At 35.9% G+C, this 20054-nt stretch carries 18 protein-coding genes and 1 riboswitch; of the genes, 8 read left to right on the forward strand and 10 right to left on the reverse strand.

The window, feature by feature from the left end; all coding sequences use genetic code 11:
- Positions 1-183: 183 nt before the first annotated feature.
- The gene (locus K332_RS23245; protein WP_051359392.1) at positions 184-735 is read left to right on the forward strand and encodes a VanZ family protein; all 552 of its coding nucleotides are present in this window, start codon (positions 184-186) and stop codon (positions 733-735) included.
- A gap of 298 nt (positions 736-1033) precedes the next feature.
- Here the strand turns inward: K332_RS23245 and K332_RS0108310 are convergent, their stop codons facing one another.
- The 3 genes from K332_RS0108310 to K332_RS0108320 form a co-directional block, all read right to left on the reverse strand.
- Positions 1034-2818 (reverse strand): acyl-CoA dehydrogenase family protein, encoded by a 1785-nt coding sequence (locus K332_RS0108310; protein ID WP_026907032.1) that lies wholly within the window; start codon positions 2816-2818, stop codon positions 1034-1036.
- A gap of 320 nt (positions 2819-3138) precedes the next feature.
- Entirely contained in the window at positions 3139-4314 is a 1176-nt protein-coding gene (locus K332_RS0108315) for an acetyl-CoA C-acetyltransferase (protein WP_026907033.1), read from the reverse strand.
- A 15-nt stretch (positions 4315-4329) separates the two neighbouring features.
- Positions 4330-6729 carry a 3-hydroxyacyl-CoA dehydrogenase/enoyl-CoA hydratase family protein gene (locus K332_RS0108320; RefSeq protein WP_026907034.1) on the reverse strand — a complete coding sequence of 800 codons (2400 nt, stop codon included), beginning with the start codon at positions 6727-6729 and terminating at the stop codon, positions 4330-4332.
- A 320-nt stretch (positions 6730-7049) separates the two neighbouring features.
- Between K332_RS0108320 and K332_RS0108325 the strand changes: the two genes are divergently transcribed.
- Genes K332_RS0108325 through K332_RS0108350 form a run of 6 tightly spaced genes read left to right on the forward strand, consistent with a single transcriptional unit; the run spans position 7050 to position 10789 of the window.
- The gene (locus tag K332_RS0108325) at positions 7050-8030 is read left to right on the forward strand and encodes a metal ABC transporter solute-binding protein, Zn/Mn family (protein WP_026907035.1); all 981 of its coding nucleotides are present in this window, start codon (positions 7050-7052) and stop codon (positions 8028-8030) included.
- The gene (locus K332_RS0108330; RefSeq protein WP_026907036.1) at positions 8027-8779 is read left to right on the forward strand and encodes a metal ABC transporter ATP-binding protein; all 753 of its coding nucleotides are present in this window, start codon (positions 8027-8029) and stop codon (positions 8777-8779) included. The genes K332_RS0108325 and K332_RS0108330 overlap by 4 nt, the downstream gene beginning before the upstream one ends.
- 15 nt (positions 8780-8794) lie before the next feature.
- Positions 8795-9643 carry a metal ABC transporter permease gene (locus K332_RS0108335; protein WP_026907037.1) on the forward strand — a complete coding sequence of 283 codons (849 nt, stop codon included), beginning with the start codon at positions 8795-8797 and terminating at the stop codon, positions 9641-9643.
- On the forward strand, positions 9640-10053 hold the full coding sequence (locus K332_RS0108340; RefSeq protein WP_026907038.1) for a Fur family transcriptional regulator: 414 nt from the start codon (positions 9640-9642) through the stop codon (positions 10051-10053). Before K332_RS0108335 ends, K332_RS0108340 begins: the two co-directional genes overlap by 4 nt.
- Positions 10038-10436: a fluoride efflux transporter FluC gene (locus K332_RS0108345; RefSeq protein ID WP_026907039.1), complete on the forward strand. Its 399-nt coding sequence runs from the start codon at positions 10038-10040 to the stop codon at positions 10434-10436. Before K332_RS0108340 ends, K332_RS0108345 begins: the two co-directional genes overlap by 16 nt.
- The gene (locus K332_RS0108350) at positions 10433-10789 is read left to right on the forward strand and encodes a fluoride efflux transporter FluC (protein ID WP_026907040.1); all 357 of its coding nucleotides are present in this window, start codon (positions 10433-10435) and stop codon (positions 10787-10789) included. Before K332_RS0108345 ends, K332_RS0108350 begins: the two co-directional genes overlap by 4 nt.
- Here K332_RS0108350 and K332_RS0108355 read toward each other — a convergent pair.
- The 6 genes from K332_RS0108355 to K332_RS0108380 all read right to left on the reverse strand — a co-directional run bounded on the left by K332_RS0108355 (position 10772) and on the right by K332_RS0108380 (position 17510).
- The gene (locus K332_RS0108355; RefSeq protein WP_026907041.1) at positions 10772-11086 is read right to left on the reverse strand and encodes a DMT family transporter; all 315 of its coding nucleotides are present in this window, start codon (positions 11084-11086) and stop codon (positions 10772-10774) included. The two genes, K332_RS0108350 and K332_RS0108355, sit on opposite strands and share 18 nt — an antisense overlap.
- Complete coding sequence (locus tag K332_RS0108360) at positions 11087-11428, reverse strand: DMT family transporter (RefSeq protein WP_026907042.1); 342 nt, start codon at positions 11426-11428, stop codon at positions 11087-11089.
- Positions 11429-12304: 876 nt separating this feature from the next.
- Positions 12305-12393, reverse strand: a riboswitch (guanidine-I (ykkC/yxkD leader).
- Between the two features lie 32 nt (positions 12394-12425).
- Positions 12426-13634, reverse strand: coding sequence for a hypothetical protein (locus K332_RS0108365; protein WP_026907043.1), 1209 nt, complete (start codon positions 13632-13634; stop codon positions 12426-12428).
- A gap of 126 nt (positions 13635-13760) precedes the next feature.
- Positions 13761-14981: a DUF58 domain-containing protein gene (locus K332_RS0108370; protein ID WP_026907044.1), complete on the reverse strand. Its 1221-nt coding sequence runs from the start codon at positions 14979-14981 to the stop codon at positions 13761-13763.
- The gene (locus K332_RS0108375; RefSeq protein ID WP_036688468.1) at positions 14978-15922 is read right to left on the reverse strand and encodes an AAA family ATPase; all 945 of its coding nucleotides are present in this window, start codon (positions 15920-15922) and stop codon (positions 14978-14980) included. The genes K332_RS0108370 and K332_RS0108375 overlap by 4 nt, the downstream gene beginning before the upstream one ends.
- A 304-nt stretch (positions 15923-16226) precedes the next feature.
- Positions 16227-17510 (reverse strand): hemolysin family protein, encoded by a 1284-nt coding sequence (locus tag K332_RS0108380; protein ID WP_026907046.1) that lies wholly within the window; start codon positions 17508-17510, stop codon positions 16227-16229.
- 291 nt (positions 17511-17801) lie between these two features.
- Between K332_RS0108380 and K332_RS0108385 the strand changes: the two genes are divergently transcribed.
- Positions 17802-18392 (forward strand): YitT family protein, encoded by a 591-nt coding sequence (locus tag K332_RS0108385; RefSeq protein ID WP_026907047.1) that lies wholly within the window; start codon positions 17802-17804, stop codon positions 18390-18392.
- Positions 18393-18627: 235 nt separating this feature from the next.
- On the opposite strand, the gene K332_RS0108390 is transcribed toward K332_RS0108385, so the two are convergent.
- Positions 18628-19809, reverse strand: coding sequence for a C40 family peptidase (locus K332_RS0108390; protein WP_026907048.1), 1182 nt, complete (start codon positions 19807-19809; stop codon positions 18628-18630).
- Between the last annotated feature and the right edge of the window lie 245 nt (positions 19810-20054).

Here is a 20054-nt window from a genome sequence, read left to right on the forward strand (position 1 = left end):
AGAATTATAAGTGGGATAGGAGATAATGTCGATTATTAGTCGTTTTGTACGTAATCTCTAGTGAGCGTTAGTAAAGCTTACCTTTAGAAATTCTAATCTCCAAAGGGCATTATTCGTAAAAGTTTGCTCAAAATTATAATAGCCCTTTATACTATTCTTATAGAGAATGATAGAGGAGAAACTATGCGATATATTAATGAAATACCAATCCTTTTAATCTTCACGACATTAATTTGTTATATACCAGTCAGGCTTATTTATAGGAAACATAAAAAATTAACTTCTAAGTTCTATAAGGAAATTATACTCGTATTCTTAATTGCATACATTGAGAGTTTACTATACCTAACCCTTTTCCCTTCTTCATCTGGACCACAAAATGAAGTGAGAATTAACCTTATTCCTTTTGAAACAATTAACTTATACTTAAACTATCATAATAATATTTCACTGCAATTTATTAATTTAGTAGGTAATGTTGTTGTTTTTATTCCCATTGGTATCTTTGCATCACTTTTGTTAAAAAAGATATCTTTCTTTAGTGTGCTGTTTATAGGATTTGCTAGCACATTATTTATTGAGACGATGCAACTAATCTTATCCATTAATGGAATCATCTCAAGGAGCTTTGATGTAGATGATTTAATCTTAAACACGATTGGTGTATTAATTGGGTACATAATCTGGACTATTACTTTCAAACTATATCAATATTTTAATAATAGCAGGAACTGATGAGTAACCTAAAAAGATGATCAACCCGGACAATCATATTGAGTTAGATTCACTGAACCATCTTGTATTTACCTGGGGATTATCTAAGGAAGTCCCAGCATTTAAATCACCCTTTCAATTTATATTGTCAAACTGTTAGTAGTCGGAAACTTAGGATAATTTATAAGCTTGACATATGCGGGTTTTATTTTCAGCACAATCTAAAAAGCATAGGATATGATAATAAAGCACTGGATTAATCACTCAACTATAAATAGAAAAGAAGCCTGGATTAGCTTCCAGGCTTCTTTTCTATTACTTAAACTGTATATTTCTCTGTTTCAATAACTCCTGCTGCGATTTCACGTTTCTTAACGATCACATTCGTTGGAGTATGACGAGTTAACTTACGTAATGATGACAACATCATACGTAGTGTATCGCCTTCTTCAACACCAATAAGTGTTTCTTTTGCATCGGCTTCGATACGATTGAATGCTTCTTGTACATAAACTTGTGTATAAAGAAGTTTTTGTTTATTCTTCTCAGCACCAGTTGCATTGATTGCTTTTTCGGTACGTAAAATAGCACTTTCCATGTTGTAAACTTCTGCAACCATATCAGCAAGGTTGACCAAGATTTCTTGTTCTCTATCAATCTTTTGCATGTATTTTTGGGCAGCTAATCCAGCACCAAGTAATACAATCTTTTTCGCATTTCTTAGTAAATACTTTTCTTGCTCAAGTGGTTCTGTACCAGGCTCTTCTGGCATCATCATCATTAGTTCTTCTTGTAGGCTCATTGCTTTTTGGAATAAAGGTAGGTCACCTTTCATTGCTTTCTTCAACAAAGTACCTGGAACTAATAGACGGTTGATTTCGTTAGTACCTTCAAAGATACGGTTAATACGGGAGTCACGGTAAATACGTTCCACTTCATATTCTTGCATGAATCCATATCCACCATGCATTTGAACCGCTTCATCTGCAGCATGGTCAAGTAGCTCTGTTGCCATATATTTGTTCATGGAGCACTCGATTTGATATTCAGCAATCGCACGTGCAATTTCGCGTCCATCTTTTAACTCTTCATCGGATAAAGCACCCATGCGTTGTTCAAATAGTCCAACAGTACGATAAACAGCACTTTCATTTGCATAGATTTCTGATGCAATTGTAGCTAATTTTTCCTGTGTTAAAGAAAACTTGGAAATTGGCGTATTAAATTGTTTACGTTGGTTCACATATTGAGTAGCAACTTCTAAGGCACGTTTAGCTCCACCAACACCACCGATTGCAAGTTTATAACGACCTACGTTTAAGATATTAAATGCAATAATATGGCCACGGCCTTTTTCTCCAAGTAGGTTTTCTACCGGTACTTCCGCATCTTCTAAAATTAATGTCCGTGTTGAAGAGGATTTGATACCCATTTTCTTTTCTTCTGGGCCAGTTGAAACTCCAGGGAATTCACGCTCTACAATGAATGCTGAGAAGTGCTCCCCATCGATTTTTGCGTAAACAACGAATACATCTGCAAAAGCTGAATTTGTAATCCATTGTTTTTCACCATTTAGAATATAGTGTGTTCCTGCTTCATTTAATTTTGCTGTTGTTTTTGCACCTAATGCATCTGAACCAGAACCTGGCTCTGTAAGGGCATACGCTGCAATAAGCTCACCTGTTGCTAGCTTTGGTAAATACTTTTCTTTTTGTTCTTCATTACCGAAGAATACGATTGGTAGTGATCCAATACCTACATGTGCTCCATGAGTGATGGAGAATCCTCCAGCACGGGCGAACTTTTCCGTGATTAAGGATGAGCTAATTTTATCTAGTGCTAGGCCACCGTATTCTTCTGGAATGTCAGCACTTAGTAGTCCTAAGTCTCCAGCTTTTTTCAATAAACTTACGGAATGATCGAATTCATGATTTTCTAGTTTTTCAACTACTGGTAGTACTTCTCCTACTACGAAGTCTTCTGTTGTTTTGGCGATCATTTTATGTTCGTCTGTGAAGTCTTCTGGTGTGATGATGTCTTCTCCTGTTAGGTCTTCTACTAGGAAGGATCCGCCTTTGAATAATTTTTCTTTTGTTTTACTCATTTTTTATACATCCTCTCTTTGAATGTTTGTATTTTAAATATAACTTTCTGGCCATATCCGCGTCCCGAATACACTCCGCTTCTACTTTCAGCACAGGGGCGACATCTGCTCGAAAATACCTCGCAGTGTCTGCCTTGCCTGCGGGTGGCGGTGAGACTCCTCAGAGCTAAAGCTCTTGCGGGGTCTCACCCTTGCCACTATTCCCGCGGGAGTCTCCGTGTATTCGGGCCGCTCAGTGTATAGTTGAAATAAATTATCTTACTCAATTAAGAAATAAAATCCTTCAAAAAAGCTTATCTATAATCTTATTGATTACTAACCTACAACAGTTCAAATACTCCTGCTGCTCCCATTCCTCCGCCGATGCACATGGTTACTACGCCGAATTGGGTGTTTCGGCGTTTCATTTCGTGTGCTAGGCTTAGGGTTAGTTTTGTTCCTGTCATGCCTAGTGGGTGGCCTAGTGCGATTGCTCCGCCGTTTACATTAACGATAGATGTGTCTAAATCTAGTGCTTGGATTACTCGTACGGATTGGGAAGCAAATGCTTCATTTAGTTCGAATAGACCAATATCTGATAGATTTAATCCGGCAATTTCTAATGCTTTTGGAATTGCTTTTACTGGTCCTACCCCCATAATTTCTGGTTCGACACCAGCAACAGCGAATGAACGGAATTTCACTAATGGCTTAAGTCCTTCTGCTACAGCCTTTTCACGATCCATGATCAGAACAGATGCTGCACCATCACTCATTTGTGATGAGTTACCAGCTGTTACAGAACCTTTCATATGGAATGCTGGACGTAATTTTGCCAGTACCTCCATTGTAGTTCCTGCTCTTACGCCTTCATCTGTATCAAAAAGAAACGATTTTTCTTCCACTTTGTTGTTCTTTCCAATAAAGCGTTCTGTTATTTCTACTGGAATAATTTCATCTTTGAATCTACCTTCCGCTATCGCTTTTGCTGCTCGCTCATGACTTTGTACGGCAAATGCATCTTGGTCTTCGCGGGAGATACCGAATCGATTTGCGACTTCTTCTGCAGTATGCCCCATACCCATGTAATATCCAGGAGCATCTGCGACTAGTGTTGGGTTTGGTTTAATAACGTGACCTGGCATCGGTACTAGACTCATAGATTCTGCCCCACCAGCGATAATCGTATTGCTTGCGCCAAGCATAATACGTTCTGATGCATAGGCAATACTTTGTAGTCCGGAAGAACAATAACGATTAATTGTAATACCTGGTACATCATGTTTTAGACCAGCAAGACCAGCAATATTACGAGCCATATTCATACCTTGCTCCGCTTCTGGAATTGCACAACCAATAATAACGTCATCAATATTTCCATCGTATCCACCAGCACGCTTTAGCGTTTCTTTAATCGTTAATGCTGCTAAATCGTCTGGACGACTATTACGTAAAGAGCCTTTATTTGCTTTTCCTACAGGGGTTCTAGCACCTGCTACAATAACTGCTTCTCTCATTTCTCTTCCCCCTCCCTAGTTTCTCAGTGGTTTTCCTTTTAATAGCATGTGTTGCATACGCTGCTGTGTTTTAGGCTCGGCAATTAAGCTTAAGAATGCCTCACGCTCTAAATCGAGCATAACTTGTTCTTCAATAAGTGTGCCTTCCTTAATACGCCCACCTGATAATACATATGCTAACTTTTCAGCAATTTTCACATCATGTTCAGATGCATAGCCGCCAAACTGTAATGTTTTGGCACCAAGTAACATAGCTGCGTAACCTGCGTCTCCTACAACAGGAATCTTTTCTCGTTTTGGTGCATGATATCCAGCTTTCGATAATTCGAGTACACGTTGTTTGGCATCATGGATTAAATGGTCAGGATTCACACTAATTCGGTCATTTGCATCTAAAAAGCCATTAATTCTAGCCTCTTCTGCAGATGTCGAAACTTTTGCCATCGCAACTTTTTCAAACACATCATTTGCAACCTTTGTTAAGTCAAAGTTAATACCCTTTGGTAGATTTCGAAGCTTTTTCAGGTAGAGTTCTTTTGTTCCACCACCACCAGGGATTAGACCAACTCCAAACTCAACAAGACCCATGTACAATTCTGAGGATACCTGAAGAGCTGCAGCTGGAAGTGAAACTTCTGTCCCGCCACCAAGCGCCATATTAAATGGTGCTGCTACTACTGGCTTGTTAGAATACTTAATATTTGTTCCCATGTCTTGGAACATCTTCACAACCATATCCAGTTCAAAGAAATTATCATCTTGTGCTTCCATTAGCATTAATGCAAGGTTAGCACCTACACTAAAGTTCTTACCTTGGTTTCCAACAACAAGACCTTCATAATTCTTTTCTACTTCTTCAACAGCAAAATTAACCATTTGTATCGTATCGAAACCTAGTGCATTACTCTTTGAATGAAATTCTAGTAAGGCAACACCATCACCAATATCAACAAGACTAGCTCCAGTGTTCTTTTTAATTACACCATTTACATCCTTCAGACGCTTAATATTGATTTCTTTCGGATTAAATGCTTGCTTCTTATATTCATTATTTTCTAAGTAGAACACTTCACCGTTATCTTCTTTATAGAAGGATTCATGGCCAGCTTCAAGTAGGTCTAATACCCAACTTGGTACATGTTCTCCTTCATCCTTCATCCGTTCAACTGATGTCCTTAGGCCTATAGCATCCCATGTTTCAAATGGTCCAATTTCCCAGCCGAATCCCCACTTCATCGCTTGGTCTATTGCTACGATATCGTCAGCAATTTCACCAACTAACTCAGCTGAGTACAATATAGCAGGTTTTAAAATGTTCCAAATTAAGTCACCAGCACGGTCGCCCTTCATATTTACAAGCGCTTTCAATTTATTGCGAGTCCCTTTAGCTTGCTTAGCTAACTCAACAGCTGGGGTTTTTAATTTCCCGCGATCTTCATATTCTAGAGTTTCGGGATTTAATTGATAAATGTTACTAGCGCCTTTTTCTTTTTTCTTTAAGAAAAATCCTTGGCCACTTTTAGCACCTAACCAGCCATTTTCTTGCATCTTTAACATAAATTCAGGAATATCGAATACTTCCTTCTCTGCACCTTCCACTTGCTCATATACATTTCGTGCAACATGGACGAATGTATCCAGACCAACAACATCTAATGTACGGAAAGTCGCACTCTTTGGTCTTCCGATTAGCGGACCTGTTACTGAGTCTACCTCACCAACAGAATATCCACCCTTAATCATTTCTCTAACTGTTACAAGTAATCCATATGTTCCAATACGGTTAGCAATAAAGTTTGGCGTGTCCTTCGCTTCAACTACACCTTTTCCTAAAACATCTTCACCAAATGTTTTCATAAATCCTAACACTTCTGAATCGGTATGCTTCGTTGGAATTACTTCTAATAACTTCAAGTATCTAGGTGGATTAAAAAAATGTGTTCCTAGGAAATGCTTTTGAAAATCTTCAGACCGACCTTCCACCATTGCTTCTACGGATATTCCTGACGTATTTGAGCTAACAATGGAACCCTGCTTACGATATTGATCTACTTTTTCAAAAACGATTCTTTTAACATCTAGTCGTTCCACAACAACCTCAATTATCCAGTCCACATCCGCTAACTTTTCCATATCGTCATCCATATTCCCAACTTCAATTAAGTCAAGACTTTCTATGGATACGATTGGTGACGGTTTTTGTTTTAATAATGCTTGCTTGCTCTGTGCTGCAATACGGTTTCTTACCACCTTATCCTCAAGAGTAAGACCATTTTGCTCCTCTTTTTCCGTCAATGCTCTTGGTACTATATCAAGCATCAATGTAGGAACACCGATATTAGCCAGATGTGCAGCAATACCAGAACCCATAACACCCGAGCCTAAAACCGCAGCACGCTTGATTGTTCGTTTCATGTTTTGTCCCCCAATCACATTTTGAATGAATACTCATTCATTTTTTAAGTAAAAAATTAAGGACAGTCTCCTATCCATCTATATTCACTATAAATTAAATTCAGACATTTCGCAATAAAAATTATAATAATCATTGTAAATTTTTTAAACTCTAAGGTGGATTACCTACCAAATTAGGCCAATTCGCATAGGTTGTCATTTTGGTGGAAAAGTATCAAAAGCCAATTTTTTTACAATCGAAACCATTCCTATTTACAAACCGTAACGATTACGATATGATACATAAGTCAATATGAATATTATGAAATCGAGTGGATATTATGAAGCCTTTTACTATACTTGTATCAATTATTATAATGAGTATCCTTCTCTTTGGATGTCAAAGTGAACCAATACATCAGCAATCAGATGAAAAATTAACTATATATACATCCGTATATCCAATTCAATTTATCATCGAAAGAATTGGTGGAACTACGGTTAATACCTTAACAATATTCCCTCCAGGTGTTGATGCCCATTCTTATGAACCAACTACTAAAACTTTAACTACTCTCTCCAAAAGTGATGCTTTTATTTATCTTGGAGCAGGCATGGAGGGTTTTTCAGAAAGTATAGCAAGTGCATTAGAGTCTGAAGATGTGAATCTATTAGAACTTGGAAATCATAAGGAGCTTTTTGAGGATGCACATGACCATCATCATGATCATGAAGGAGAAACAAGCAACCATCATCATGATGATGGTCATAACCATGGTGATCATGATCCCCATATCTGGATAGATCCCCTTCGTATGATTGAAATGGCTCATATTATAACAGATTATTTAAGTGAAATTAACCCTAATGACAAAGACCTTTATCATAATAATTTTCAATTACTTAAAGATGAATTAACGATGCTCGACAAGGAATTTCAGGAAACCTTACAAAATAGTGCTGATAAAAAAATACTTGTTTCTCATGCAGCATATGGTTATTGGGAGGAACGGTACGGAATAGAACAAATCCCAATCAACGGAATCTCCTCAACAAGCGAACCATCTCAAAGGGATTTAGTTCAAATTATCGAACAAGCAAAAGCAAGTAATCTAATGTATGTCATTTTTGAACAAAACACGTCAAGCAAAGTCTCTAGCATCATTCAGGATTACATCGGTGCTAAAAGCCTAACGATTCACAATCTAGCTGTTTTAACAGAAAATGACTTTGAACAAGATAATGATTATCTGTCAATAATGAGGCAAAACTTAAACGTATTGGAAAAAGCAACTCAAATGAAAGGAAGCTTGGATAGATGAATTCAATTATTTCTTTAGAAAATATTAGCTATTCTTATGAGAAGAAGCCCATTCTTCAACAAATCAACTTTGAAATACATAAGGGTGCATTTGTTGGACTGTTAGGACCAAATGGTGGGGGAAAAACAACTCTAATCAAAATAATTCTTGGTATTCTAAATCCGGATAGTGGCAGTTTAACCCTTTTTGATCAGCCTCTTGAAGAATTTAAGAGCTGGAATAAAATTGGCTTCGTATCACAAAAGTCAAATTCATTTAACAAAGGGTTTCCTGCTTCTGTTTACGAAGTAGTTTCTTCTGGACTGACTAGTAAAGTTGGTTATTTTAAATTTTTTAATCAAGAACATAAAGAAAAGATTTTATATGCGATTAATGCCGTTGGAATGAGTGATTACACCTATGAAAATATCGGCAATCTATCTGGAGGTCAACAACAACGAGTTTTTATTGCAAGGGCGTTGGTAAGTGAACCAGAATTACTCATCTTAGATGAACCAACCGTTGGGATAGACTATGAAAATGTGCAACGATTCTATGAGTTATTACATGATTTAAATAAACAGAATGGTATCAGTTTACTATTAGTGACCCATGATACTGGTACAATGACAAAGTATGCGACTAAAATCGCTTGTCTAAATAAAACACTTCATTTTCATGGAAATCCTAAAGAATTTGAAAATCTATCAGAAAAAGAAATGTCAAAACTTTATGGTCATGATGTGAATATTGTTTCACACAACCATTAATTCGGAGGAGAACCAATGCTTGCAGATTTATTAGAATATGACTTTTTAAGGCAAACATTTTTAACAGGGCTTTTGATTGGTATCATTGCCCCACTATTAGGAACGTTTATTGTCGTTAGACGACTTTCCTTAATTGCTGATGCATTATCACATGTTACGTTAGCAGGAATCGCTTTTGGATTATTCCTTGAGAAGAAGTTCGCCTTTATGTTACTACCTCCCATTTATGGTGGCTTATTATTTTCCGTTATGGGATCTATCTTTATTGAAAAACTACGGAGTGTTTATAAGGCTTATCAAGAATTAGCAATTCCTATCATTCTTTCTGGCGGAGTTGGCCTAAGCGTAATATTTATTGCGTTAGCAGATGGTTTTAATACAGAACTTATGAATTTCCTTTTTGGTTCTGCATCTGCCGTTAGTAAAACAGACTTTATTACTATATTAATTATAACTATTTTTGTTTTAGTAATCATAACATTATTTTACAAAGAGTTATTCACGCTGTCCTTTGATGAAGAGCATGCTAAGGTTTCCGGTATTCATTCTAAACAAATACACTTATTATTTATTATCTTAACAGCTTTAGTTATTGCCGCTTCCATCCAAATTGTTGGAGTATTATTAGTTTCTTCTTTAATGACGTTACCTGTTGCAGCAAGTATGCGTATTGCAAAAGGTTTTAAACAAATGATGCTTCTTGCTATTGTTTTCGGGGAGCTAGCTGTTATGATAGGATTAATATCAGGATATTATTTAAATATTCCTCCTGGTGGAACTATTGTTGTTGTAGCAATTATTATTTTATTAATGACAATAAGCTATAAACGATTACAAGTAACTTTTAAGGGGGCAAAAGCATGAATACCTCTGAGGCAATAGAGCTATTAAAGAAAAAAGGTTATAAAACTACTGGAAAAAGAAAAGATATTTTAACCTATTTCGAGGAAGCGGATGGCTACCGTACTGCAAAAGACCTTATCCAACATTTAGAAGAAACCCATAAAGGAATTAGCTTTGATACAATCTATCGAAATCTACACCTTTACAATGAGGTTGGAATTTTGGAAACTACAGAATTGAACGGTGAAAAACACTTTAGAATGAATTGTACACACCACCATCATCATCATTTTATTTGTAAGGATTGTGGAAAGACAAAGGAAATTGAAATTTGTCCAATGGATGAAGTAAAACAAACACTAGCTAACTATGAAATTGAAGGTCATAAATTTGAAATTTATGGATTATGCCCAGGATGTCAGCACGCTTAATAAACTGGAAAGTTTATCTTGCCGTGGGAATCGGTGGTATGATTGGTGCTGTTGGACGATATAGCATATCTTTACTTTTCGATAATCGGTTCCTCTTTCCGGTAGAAACATTGATAGCAAATTTTATTGGTTGTTTTTTGCTTAGCTTTATATTAAATAGTGTATGGATTAAAAAAAGGATTCCACAAGAAATTTCTACTGGATTAACAGCGGGAGTTATTGGAGCGTTCACCACTTTTTCTACCTTTGCTGTTGAAACGGTAACGCTTAGTTATCATCATTTATTTTTAAGTTTTTGCTATGTTTTTATCAGTATTATTGGTGGGCTTATACTCTGCTATTTAGGCTATAGACTAGCAAACAAAAGGCAGGAAAACATATGAATTTTATCTTAGTTGCAATAGGAGGATTTGTCGGCAGCATCCTCCGTTTTTATATTTCTATTAAATTAAATAAGCGACTAATTGGTACTTGGATTGCCAATATATCCGGTTCGGTTCTAATGGCATTTTCAATCTTTTTCTATTCAATACATGTTTTGAATGAATCCCACTGGTTATTTCTAGGTGTCGGATTATGTGGTTCTTACACAACCTTTTCTACCTTTGGAAATGAAGCATTACAGCTAATTCTTAATAACAACATGAAAGCCGCAATTCGATATATCATTTCTACCCTATTCATTTCTATCCTAGTTATTATTAGCATATTAGTTCTACTAGGATATAAGTTTTAATCCGAACGCTGCTGTTAAAACCATGCTCATAAATAAAATTCGCAAGAAGTTTTTTGGTTCATTATAAAAAATCATACCGATTAACACACTGCCAACTGTACCTATACCAGTCCATACAGCATATGCTGTTCCCATTGAGAGATTCTGCATTGCTAAAGCAAGAAATAAAAAGCTCATCGTAAATCCACCGATTAATAAAGTAAAGCTCCACAAGTTTTTCTTTCGATTAACCTGATTGATTCCTGTAACGCCTAGTACTTCTCCTACCCCAGCAATAATTAAAAATACCCATGCCATTTACGATCGTTCTCCTTCCTGTCCAGTTTCCTTTGTAACGAATTTAAGTCCAATAACACCGATTAATAATAGGGAAATTAATCCTACTTTAGCAAGTTGGAACGGTTCACCAAAGACCGCCATTTCCATAATAACTGTCCCTGCAGCACCCGTACCGGTAAAAACAGCATACGTTGTTCCAGCAGGTAACTTACTCGAAGCAACAACAAGGGCATGCATACTAATATAAATTGCAATTATCGTTAACAGCCATGTCCACCAGTTATAAGAATGCTTCAAACCAACAACCCAACCTATTTCAAATAACACACCTATCCATAATAGATTCCAGTATTTGTTCATGTAATCACCTCATATTAATGTGTAGTCTGCCATCATCATGTTTTATTTGTCTTTCTTCCTTTAAATTAAACTCATTTCATATTGTCGTTGCATTTGTATAGACTGTGCAGTAACTAATAATTTTTGGTAGCGCATCGTACCCGCTCCGGAAATACACTTCGCGCATCCTAAGGCGGCTGGTGAGCCTCCCATAGGACAAGGAAAGCTTCTTAGTGAAACATCGCACGCAGAAAAAGTGGTTTTCTTTTTCAAGGAGTCTCCGTGTATTTCCGGAGCTAGTATAGAGTAAATTGGGGTCGCTCATAATTTATATAAAAAAAGCAACACACAACCCAAGAATAGAAAAACCACACTAGCGTAGGCAGAATACGGAGACTCCTCGAAAATAAAAACCGATTTTCTTCGTGCGATGTTATGCTGCCGAAGTCTTCCTTGGGACTGCGATTACTCGCCCCACCGAAAACATTTGTCCTGCGGGAACAGCACGTGTCCGAAGACCCCGCAGCGGTGGTCTTTCCGCAACGGAGGCTGAGGCCGTGCCCGCGGCAAGGTAAGGTAGACACTGTGAGGTCGTTTCGAACAGATGTCGCCCCTGTGCTGGAAGTAAAAGCAGAGTATTCTGCCGGAGCGGTCGTACATCTACACCTATTGTTCGATTATGAAGATGTTTGACAAAATAGTTACCGCGCAGTTTCTATCTATTATTCGTTAGAATCAATCCCTTCCCTCAAGACCAATGAACACTTCCTTTTATATTAGAAAAACTCGCATTCGCTCGTCTTTTAGCGAATGTGTTAGTTTTACTTATGTCGGCGGAAAGTTTTTATACTTTCCTAACTACTAAAAAAAGCCCAGGAAGATATCATTATCCTGATATCCTCCCGGGCTTTTCTCCCTCCGTGTACACTTCCGTGCGTTTTCTCTCGGACCAGACCATCCTATGCGGAACCCTAGAAAACTTTAATAAATTTTATTATGACATAGATTTCATAAAAAGTTAAGCCTTATCTTTATTTTTAGGCAATTTATGTTCAAATGTCTTTAACATTCTTTTTAACAATTCTTCTTCCTGTGCCGATGTGCTTTGATTACCATATCGTACTTTCTGGTAAATCTGGATATCCCCTTCTAAACCAATCCGTTCAAACCAATTCTCAATCGATTCATGCCGCATTCTTCCTAACTTTGACTTCGCAGTGGTTCTCTCAAATTCATAGACAAGTTTTCGAATCGGATGATTGGGTTTTAATCTATTTCTTTTAAAGGCTTTTCCAAAAAATCTATGACTTGTTTCAACTTCTTCTTGCATGAGGTTATATCCCATAGGGTCCTTGTCACCATCATCATCTGCTCTAAATTTCAAACCTTTATAAATAACAAAAACTAGGAACAAAATTATAGCTCCAATAGAAATTGCTAATAAGAGGTTAAAGTATTCACCTTTAGACGGTTCAAAGCTTTGCATTTCAACTATTTCACCTTCTGCAAATCCTGGATTTTCATCCATGGGATCCATTTGTTCGAAGCCTTTTTTGAAAAAGTTACTGAGACCAAGTAATTCGAAAAGGCGTGCTATACCACCAGCAAATAAGGTAATTCCACCACCAATTCCTGACCAAAACTTGCTAGCAATCAAGTGTAATGTGTCGGAAAACAAATATATTAATGTGACGATACCTAAGAAGAATCCACCCAATTTAAACCACTCAGTCTTATGAAATTCCCATCGATTTTCTTTTTCAATAACCAATAAATTACTGAATGTAAAACCTAATAAAACAACAATAATCTGTGCGATAAACAGTATAACTACATCAAAACTTCGCATGATAATTATTCCAAGTGTTGTTAGAAGGAATGTTGCCGCAAAATAAGTTGATTCATTATCAAGATAGCCTTTAGAACCTAAAGCAATATAGCGCCAAGCGAACAATCCCGAGAAAATAAAACTTAAAAAGTGTGGATATCCAATCATATAATATAGTAAAAATACTATAGGTATTATTACTATATAGGGTACGTATCTAGTTGTTATTCTTGTGATGAAAGAATATACCACACCAACGCCAAATAACACTCCTAAGTAAGCCCAAACTGATACATTCCCATAATGATAAAAATTAAATGGAAGCAATGCCAGGTATATAATAATTCCTTCAGCTAAGAAATGATACATTTGGGTTATATTCAGTTGTTTTGTGTGCATTTCTTTCACCTCAATTCATTATTTTGCTAAGAATGTCTCTTCAATTACGTTTTAGTTGGTTATACACCGTTTGTCTTACACTTCGTTTACATCCCGACTCAGGAAAGGTAGAGAGTAACTGATAGTTTATGTCACATTTCCTATTACCTTCCTTGCAACTGGTCGAATAGTTGCTCCTCCACCTTCCCCTTCTGAAACTTGATAGACACTATGATGCACTTGTTTCCAGGAATTCATCATCTCCATAGAACCAACTGACATATCACCAATGAATATAATCGTTTTGGGCTTAATAAACTGTTTCCCTATTTGGAAAAGCATTTTATTAAAAGGTAAAATTGGCGACTGCTTATTTACTCTAGCAAGCATTTCTAACGCATGCATATAATGTATCTTTCCTTCTCCTTCATTCAAATGAACGAAGGGCTCCTTACCCGGCTTTCTAGCATTAATATATATTTCAAATGGTACACGCATCTTTGTAGCATATTCACTAAGATATGCTGCATAAGATAGTAAATTTTCTAAATTTCTATTAAAGCTCACCAAGTTTTTAGAATTCTCAGTTCCTAAATTAATAATAAAAACAAAGGATCTATCCACCACTTTTTCATAGACATTTGTTTGTATTTTTTGCGATTTAACCGTTGCTTTCCAGTTGATTTTATGGAAAGGGTCACTGTAACTGTAATCTCTTGTTCCGAGTGGACTTTGCATATCTTCAAACGGAGAATAATTTAGTCTGCTCTCTCCAGGTATCATGTGAAATACCGCATTTGCACCCTGTACTGGAAGTAGTTTCGGATACACGATAAATTCTGTTTGATAAAAGTCATAGTAACGTAATCTAAGTCTATTAAAATTAAGTAAATGCGGGAAATCATAGGATATGTTTTTAGCCCTTGCGACACCACGCTGTTCTGCTCGCACCGGAAATTCAAGAACCGCTTTCTTCCTTTGTATCAAGGAGAGTGGAAGTTTTAATTCCTTCCAATACTCTTTCTCATCTCCTGCAAGTGTAAAAGCTTTAATGGCTGAACCAATTTGAAATGTAAATTCTCCATTAATATGAGGGAAAATTGACCTATTTTCAATTTCAACCTTAAAATTTATTTCTTCTTCAGGAAATAACTTAATTGTTCTTGATTTATTTTTTAATGAGAGGCTTTTCATTACACTTTTATCATAAATTTTATAAGCGATAAGATACGCTAAGAATATCCCAACAGCAATAAAGATAACCGCAGATCTAAAAATAACCCCGATAACAAAGAATACAAATAATGCTAGTAATATATAGTCATAGCTTCTTGAATCCTCTGTTCCTGCTTCCTTTCTCCAGCTCATTGAGTAACTGCTCCTTCTTCAACAGGTACAGGAACTGCTTCAAGAATCTCCTGAACAATTTGTTCTGATGTCTTTTTAATGGAGCCTTCCATTGTTAAAATTAAGCGATGTTCAAATACATACGGTACGAGTGTTTTAATATCATCTGGAGTTACGTACTCTCTCCCACGCAAGTAGGCTCGTGCCTGTGTTGCTCGCATAAGGGCTAACATCCCCCTTGGACTAATACCTAATTCTACTTCTTGATGATTTCTAGAAGCATGAATTAAATCAAGAAGGTAATCGTAAACCACATCAGAAATTGTGACTTGTTTTATATCCCTTTGAATAGAGCGAATTTCTTCTAATGATAATACCGCATTAATAGCTTCATATGGATCACTTGTACGATATGTAGATAAAATTTGTTTTTCTTCCTCTTTTGTTGGATAACCAATATCAACTTTAAATAAGAAACGGTCCAGCTGTGCTTCTGGTAATGGGAATGTCCCGTAATTACTCTCTACCGGATTTTGTGTAGCAATAACAAGAAATGGTGCTTCTACTATTATTGTTTCGCCATCAATAGTAGATTGATATTCTTCCATTACTTCTAATAAACTGGATTGTGTTTTAGGTGTTGCACGGTTAATTTCGTCAGCAAGTAATATATTTGAAACGACTGGACCAACACGTAATTCGAATTCTTGTGTTTTTGGATTAAAGAAACGAATACCGGTTACATCACTCGGAAGTACGTCCGGTGTAAATTGAACACGGCCGAATTTCCCATCCATGACTTTCGCAAAGCTCTTTGCTAGTTTTGTTTTTCCAGTACCTGGCACACTTTCTAGTAGAACATGCCCCTGTGCAAAAAGAGCCGTAAATAATAATTCTACAACATCTTCTTTCCCATATATAACGCGATTTAGTGCCTCTTTGGCAAGTCTTATATTTTCCATCTTCAACCCCCTAATAAAAGTGCTAAAAGTTTGATAATTGGTATTATTATAACATGCCTCACCATTTTTTTACGATGCTAAAGTGAAAAGGTTTCACTAATATTTACTTTTTAACCTGCAAAACCCCTTTTCTAGTTCTTATATTTTCCCTATCACTTATAAATTTCCATTGTGAACCTTTTAGCAGGACATAAAACCGGATGTACCCTATTCTAAGAACCAATTTTCAACAGATTCAAATGGCTAATCCTTTTTAAAAATCTCTTCTATATAAAGTAAAAAGACAAACCGGGTGGTTTGTCTTTTATACTTTCACTATTCTAATTTTTTTAATTTGATATCCATCGTTCTCTTCTACTATAAATTGGTAACCATTATGTTCAACAGTTGTACCTTTTTTAGCTTCAACATTGTGATTAATGACCCAACCAGCAATAGTATCGACTTCTTCTTCATCAAGGTCTGTACCTAAAAATTCGTTTACTTCATATAGTAAAAGTTTACCATCTACTAACACAGATCCATTTTCTTGTTCTTCAATCATTGGTGTTTCATGAACATCGAATTCATCTCGGATATCACCGACAATTTCTTCTAGTATATCCTCAACCGTAATTAAACCTGCTGTCCCACCGTATTCATCTACTACAATCGCCATATGAATACGTTCTTTTTGCATTCTTAGTAGCACTTGCTTAATTGGTGTTGATTCGGATACATGGAGAATTGGACGAATATGTGGCTCAATCGATTCTTTTCTACTTGTAATATGACCAGTAAATAATTCTTTAATATTTACTAACCCAATAATGTGGTCCTTATCACCATCTGCAACTGGATATCTTGTATATTGTCCCTCTAGAATAATATTAATGTTCGTCTCGTAACTATCTTCTTTAAAAAAGCAAATCATCTCCGTACGAGGAACCATAATCTCTCTTGCTATTCTTTCATCAAATTCAAATATATTATTTACATAGGTCATTTCAGCTTTATTAATTTCACCATTCTTGTAACTCTCCGATAAAATTAAACGAAGCTCTTCCTCTGAATGAGCTAATTCATGTTCTTTTACCGGCTTAAAACCAAACACACGAATTAACAACTGAGCAGAACCATTTAACAACCAAATAAATGGATACATTATTTTATGGAAGAATATAAGAAATCTACCAAAATACAAGGTTACTTCTTCAGCTTTTTGAATAGCTATTGTCTTAGGTGCTAGTTCCCCAACAACAACGTGTAGATACGTAACACTTAAAAAGGCAATTAGAAACGATAATACAGAACTTAAGGTTCCAGTTACACCATAGTGTTCAAATAATGGATGTAGTAATCTTTCTACTGTTGGTTCTCCTAACCACCCTAGTCCTAATGCTGTCACTGTAATACCTAGCTGACAGGCAGAAAGATATGCATCAAGATTATCTACTAGCTTTTTGGCATGAACCGCATGTTTATTACCTTCTTCAATTAACTGGTCTATCCTTGTAGAACGAACCTTTACAATTGCGAACTCGGTTGCTACAAAGAATGCCGTAAGCATGATCAATATAGCAACCAATATTAAGTTAACTATGTCCAATTAATATCCTTGTATCAATAGATACAAGGACTTCACCTCCTGATATTTAAAGACTAAAATTCATTTCAATTCCGATCATTTGTAGATGATTCATTCCATAGGAAAACAGAATCATACTCTACAGTAAAATTGTTATTAGAAAAGATTACCTTCCCACCAGAATCACCTACCTCTCTACAATAATTATATTCTATCTAATTCAATCAGTCTACAAAATTTTTTAATGATCTCATGTTTAGCTCATGCCTTTCATACAATAAGTTGAGAAGCATGGACAAGGTGGTTATGAGAATGATTCAGAAAGCATTAGCAATTATTTTTGGAAGTTTACTCATTGCGATAGGAATTAATTTTTTTGTTATTCCACATCATTTGGTTGAAGGTGGAATAATTGGTGTAGGATTAATCGGAAAATATGCTTTTAATTTTCAACCCGGCTTAACAATTATTATACTAAGTTCTCCACTTTATTTCATTGCATTCTTATTTGAACGTAAATATTTTTTCAATGGTATTCACGGACTCTTAGTATCTTCATTCTTTATTGATCTTTTTCAATCTATCTCCCTTCACACGACTGTTCCAATCTTTATTAGTAGTTTAACTGGTGGATTAATTATTGGGATAGGTATAAGTATTCTTCTAGTAAACAATATTAGCAGCGGCGCCATGGATCTCTTAGCACTGATTCTATCGAAAAAGACATCCATCAATGTAGGCTTTTTCATTTTATTTTTTGATAGCTTTGTCATTCTAATAGGTTCCATAGTTATTTCGGAAACAACTATTATTTATTCTGCATTACTTGTTGCTACAGTTGGTTTTACTACTTTATTTTTCACAGGCTTTATGAAACACAAAATGATAGATCCACCTTCCTAGTTTCTACTTAAATCCACTATTTCTATCTGTATGTGGAAATTGATTTGTCATAGGAGTTCTCCCTATTAATACTCCAGTAAATAAAGGGGTCACCCCTACGTGAAATTGTATTTCTCCTTACCATCTATAATAAATGTGTTTAAATAGGAAAAATATGTGGTATATAAAATAACAAAAGGTCAGACATCCCAAATATTTGAGAAATCTGACCCTAATTATAGAAGTCTTTAATTTATTATTTTGCTACTCTTCTTACATGTCCAGAGAAATGATCTTTCCAATATCCAGAAGTCATATCTGCAACAGCTAGTCCAGTAGAGTTCTGAGAACCAATGAACTGACCATTACCTACGTAAATTCCAACATGACCATTTGTTTTGTAAGTATTGAAGAATACTAAATCCCCAGGTTTAATTTCACTGTAGGAAACTTTTGTACCTGAACTTTGCATTGCTCCAGTACTTGATGGTAATGAAATACCAGCTTGTCCATAAGCCCATGATACAAATCCAGAACAGTCAAAACCACCAGGTCCTTTACCAGCCCAAACATACGGAGTACCTAGATGAGGATATCCAGCATTGATAGCAGTCTGAACAGCATCACCAGATACAACTGGTGCATTTTGTGTTTTCGATGATTTACTTAAGGTTGTTAATGATCCATTTGAATCAGAACCACTAGTTGATGCAAATGTATTAGATGCAACACGTGCAGCCGCAAGCTGACGATTAACTTCTGCTTGAAGGGAAGCTAATCTGCTGTCCTCCATTTGTAATTCATCTATTTTTGCTTGCAAACCTTGTTCTTTGTCCGTTAACTCTTCTTTCCTTGCTTCGTTGTCTTTCTTTTGAGTTAATATAGTTTCTTGCATTCCTTTTAACTCCGTTTGAAGATCAGATAACTCAGCAAGCTTTTCAGCAATTGTCACTTTATCTGCTTCAAGTTGATCAACTAAGTCTTGGTCAGATGTAGTAATTTTATTTACAGCAGTGACACGACTAATAAAATCAGTAAAGCTAGAAGAACCAAAAATCACATCAAGAAAACCAATGTTTCCACCGTTCTTTTGATAGTTAACCATACGATTACTTAGAATGTCATAGCGCTTTTCAATTTCTTCTTGCAACATTGCAATTTCTTCTTCGGTTGACTTAACTTGAGCATTTGTATCATCAATCATTTTCTGATTCGATTTCAGTGCATCTTCAACCTCTTTAATTTTCTTATTTAACTCTTCAATTTCTGTTAAAACCTTTGTAATCTCTGTTTCAGCTTTTGATAGTTTATTTTGAACTTCAGAACGGTCACTCTGAATTTCTTGCAAGTTAGTTTCTGCATGAACAGAATCAATAACTAGATTACTGGATAAACCAATTACCACAACAGTAGCAATTGTAACGAAAGACTTCTTCACTTTCTTCCCCACTTTCTAGACATTCTATTAATCTACTATATGTTGTCTATGTAAACTGTCTATTTAATCTATTACTTTAGTCTTAAAAAGTATAACATCAATAAGTTTCACTAGTATTATTGTTTTATTACAGTTAGATTTCAAAAAATAGTAGTAGGTACTAAGACTATGGTTACACATTACTATATGAAACTAGCAAAAAGGGGGACAGAACCATACATCCCAATTAGCTGATTGCTATAATT

Origin of the sequence: Paucisalibacillus globulus DSM 18846 (assembly GCF_000482485.1) — a bacterium.
GTDB lineage: Bacteria > Bacillota > Bacilli > Bacillales > Amphibacillaceae > Ornithinibacillus > Ornithinibacillus globulus.

Coding starts and splice junctions, on each gene's coding strand:
- K332_RS23245 (WP_051359392.1), top strand. CDS start 184: ATGCGATATATTAATGAAATACCAATCCTTTTAATCTTCACGACATTA.
- K332_RS0108310 (WP_026907032.1), bottom strand. CDS start 2,818: ATGAGTAAAACAAAAGAAAAATTATTCAAAGGCGGATCCTTCCTAGTA.
- K332_RS0108315 (WP_026907033.1), bottom strand. CDS start 4,314: ATGAGAGAAGCAGTTATTGTAGCAGGTGCTAGAACCCCTGTAGGAAAA.
- K332_RS0108320 (WP_026907034.1), bottom strand. CDS start 6,729: ATGAAACGAACAATCAAGCGTGCTGCGGTTTTAGGCTCGGGTGTTATG.
- K332_RS0108325 (WP_026907035.1), top strand. CDS start 7,050: ATGAAGCCTTTTACTATACTTGTATCAATTATTATAATGAGTATCCTT.
- K332_RS0108330 (WP_026907036.1), top strand. CDS start 8,027: ATGAATTCAATTATTTCTTTAGAAAATATTAGCTATTCTTATGAGAAG.
- K332_RS0108335 (WP_026907037.1), top strand. CDS start 8,795: ATGCTTGCAGATTTATTAGAATATGACTTTTTAAGGCAAACATTTTTA.
- K332_RS0108340 (WP_026907038.1), top strand. CDS start 9,640: ATGAATACCTCTGAGGCAATAGAGCTATTAAAGAAAAAAGGTTATAAA.
- K332_RS0108345 (WP_026907039.1), top strand. CDS start 10,038: ATGTCAGCACGCTTAATAAACTGGAAAGTTTATCTTGCCGTGGGAATC.
- K332_RS0108350 (WP_026907040.1), top strand. CDS start 10,433: ATGAATTTTATCTTAGTTGCAATAGGAGGATTTGTCGGCAGCATCCTC.
- K332_RS0108355 (WP_026907041.1), bottom strand. CDS start 11,086: ATGGCATGGGTATTTTTAATTATTGCTGGGGTAGGAGAAGTACTAGGC.
- K332_RS0108360 (WP_026907042.1), bottom strand. CDS start 11,428: ATGAACAAATACTGGAATCTATTATGGATAGGTGTGTTATTTGAAATA.
- K332_RS0108365 (WP_026907043.1), bottom strand. CDS start 13,634: ATGCACACAAAACAACTGAATATAACCCAAATGTATCATTTCTTAGCT.
- K332_RS0108370 (WP_026907044.1), bottom strand. CDS start 14,981: ATGAGCTGGAGAAAGGAAGCAGGAACAGAGGATTCAAGAAGCTATGAC.
- K332_RS0108375 (WP_036688468.1), bottom strand. CDS start 15,922: ATGGAAAATATAAGACTTGCCAAAGAGGCACTAAATCGCGTTATATAT.
- K332_RS0108385 (WP_026907047.1), top strand. CDS start 17,802: ATGATTCAGAAAGCATTAGCAATTATTTTTGGAAGTTTACTCATTGCG.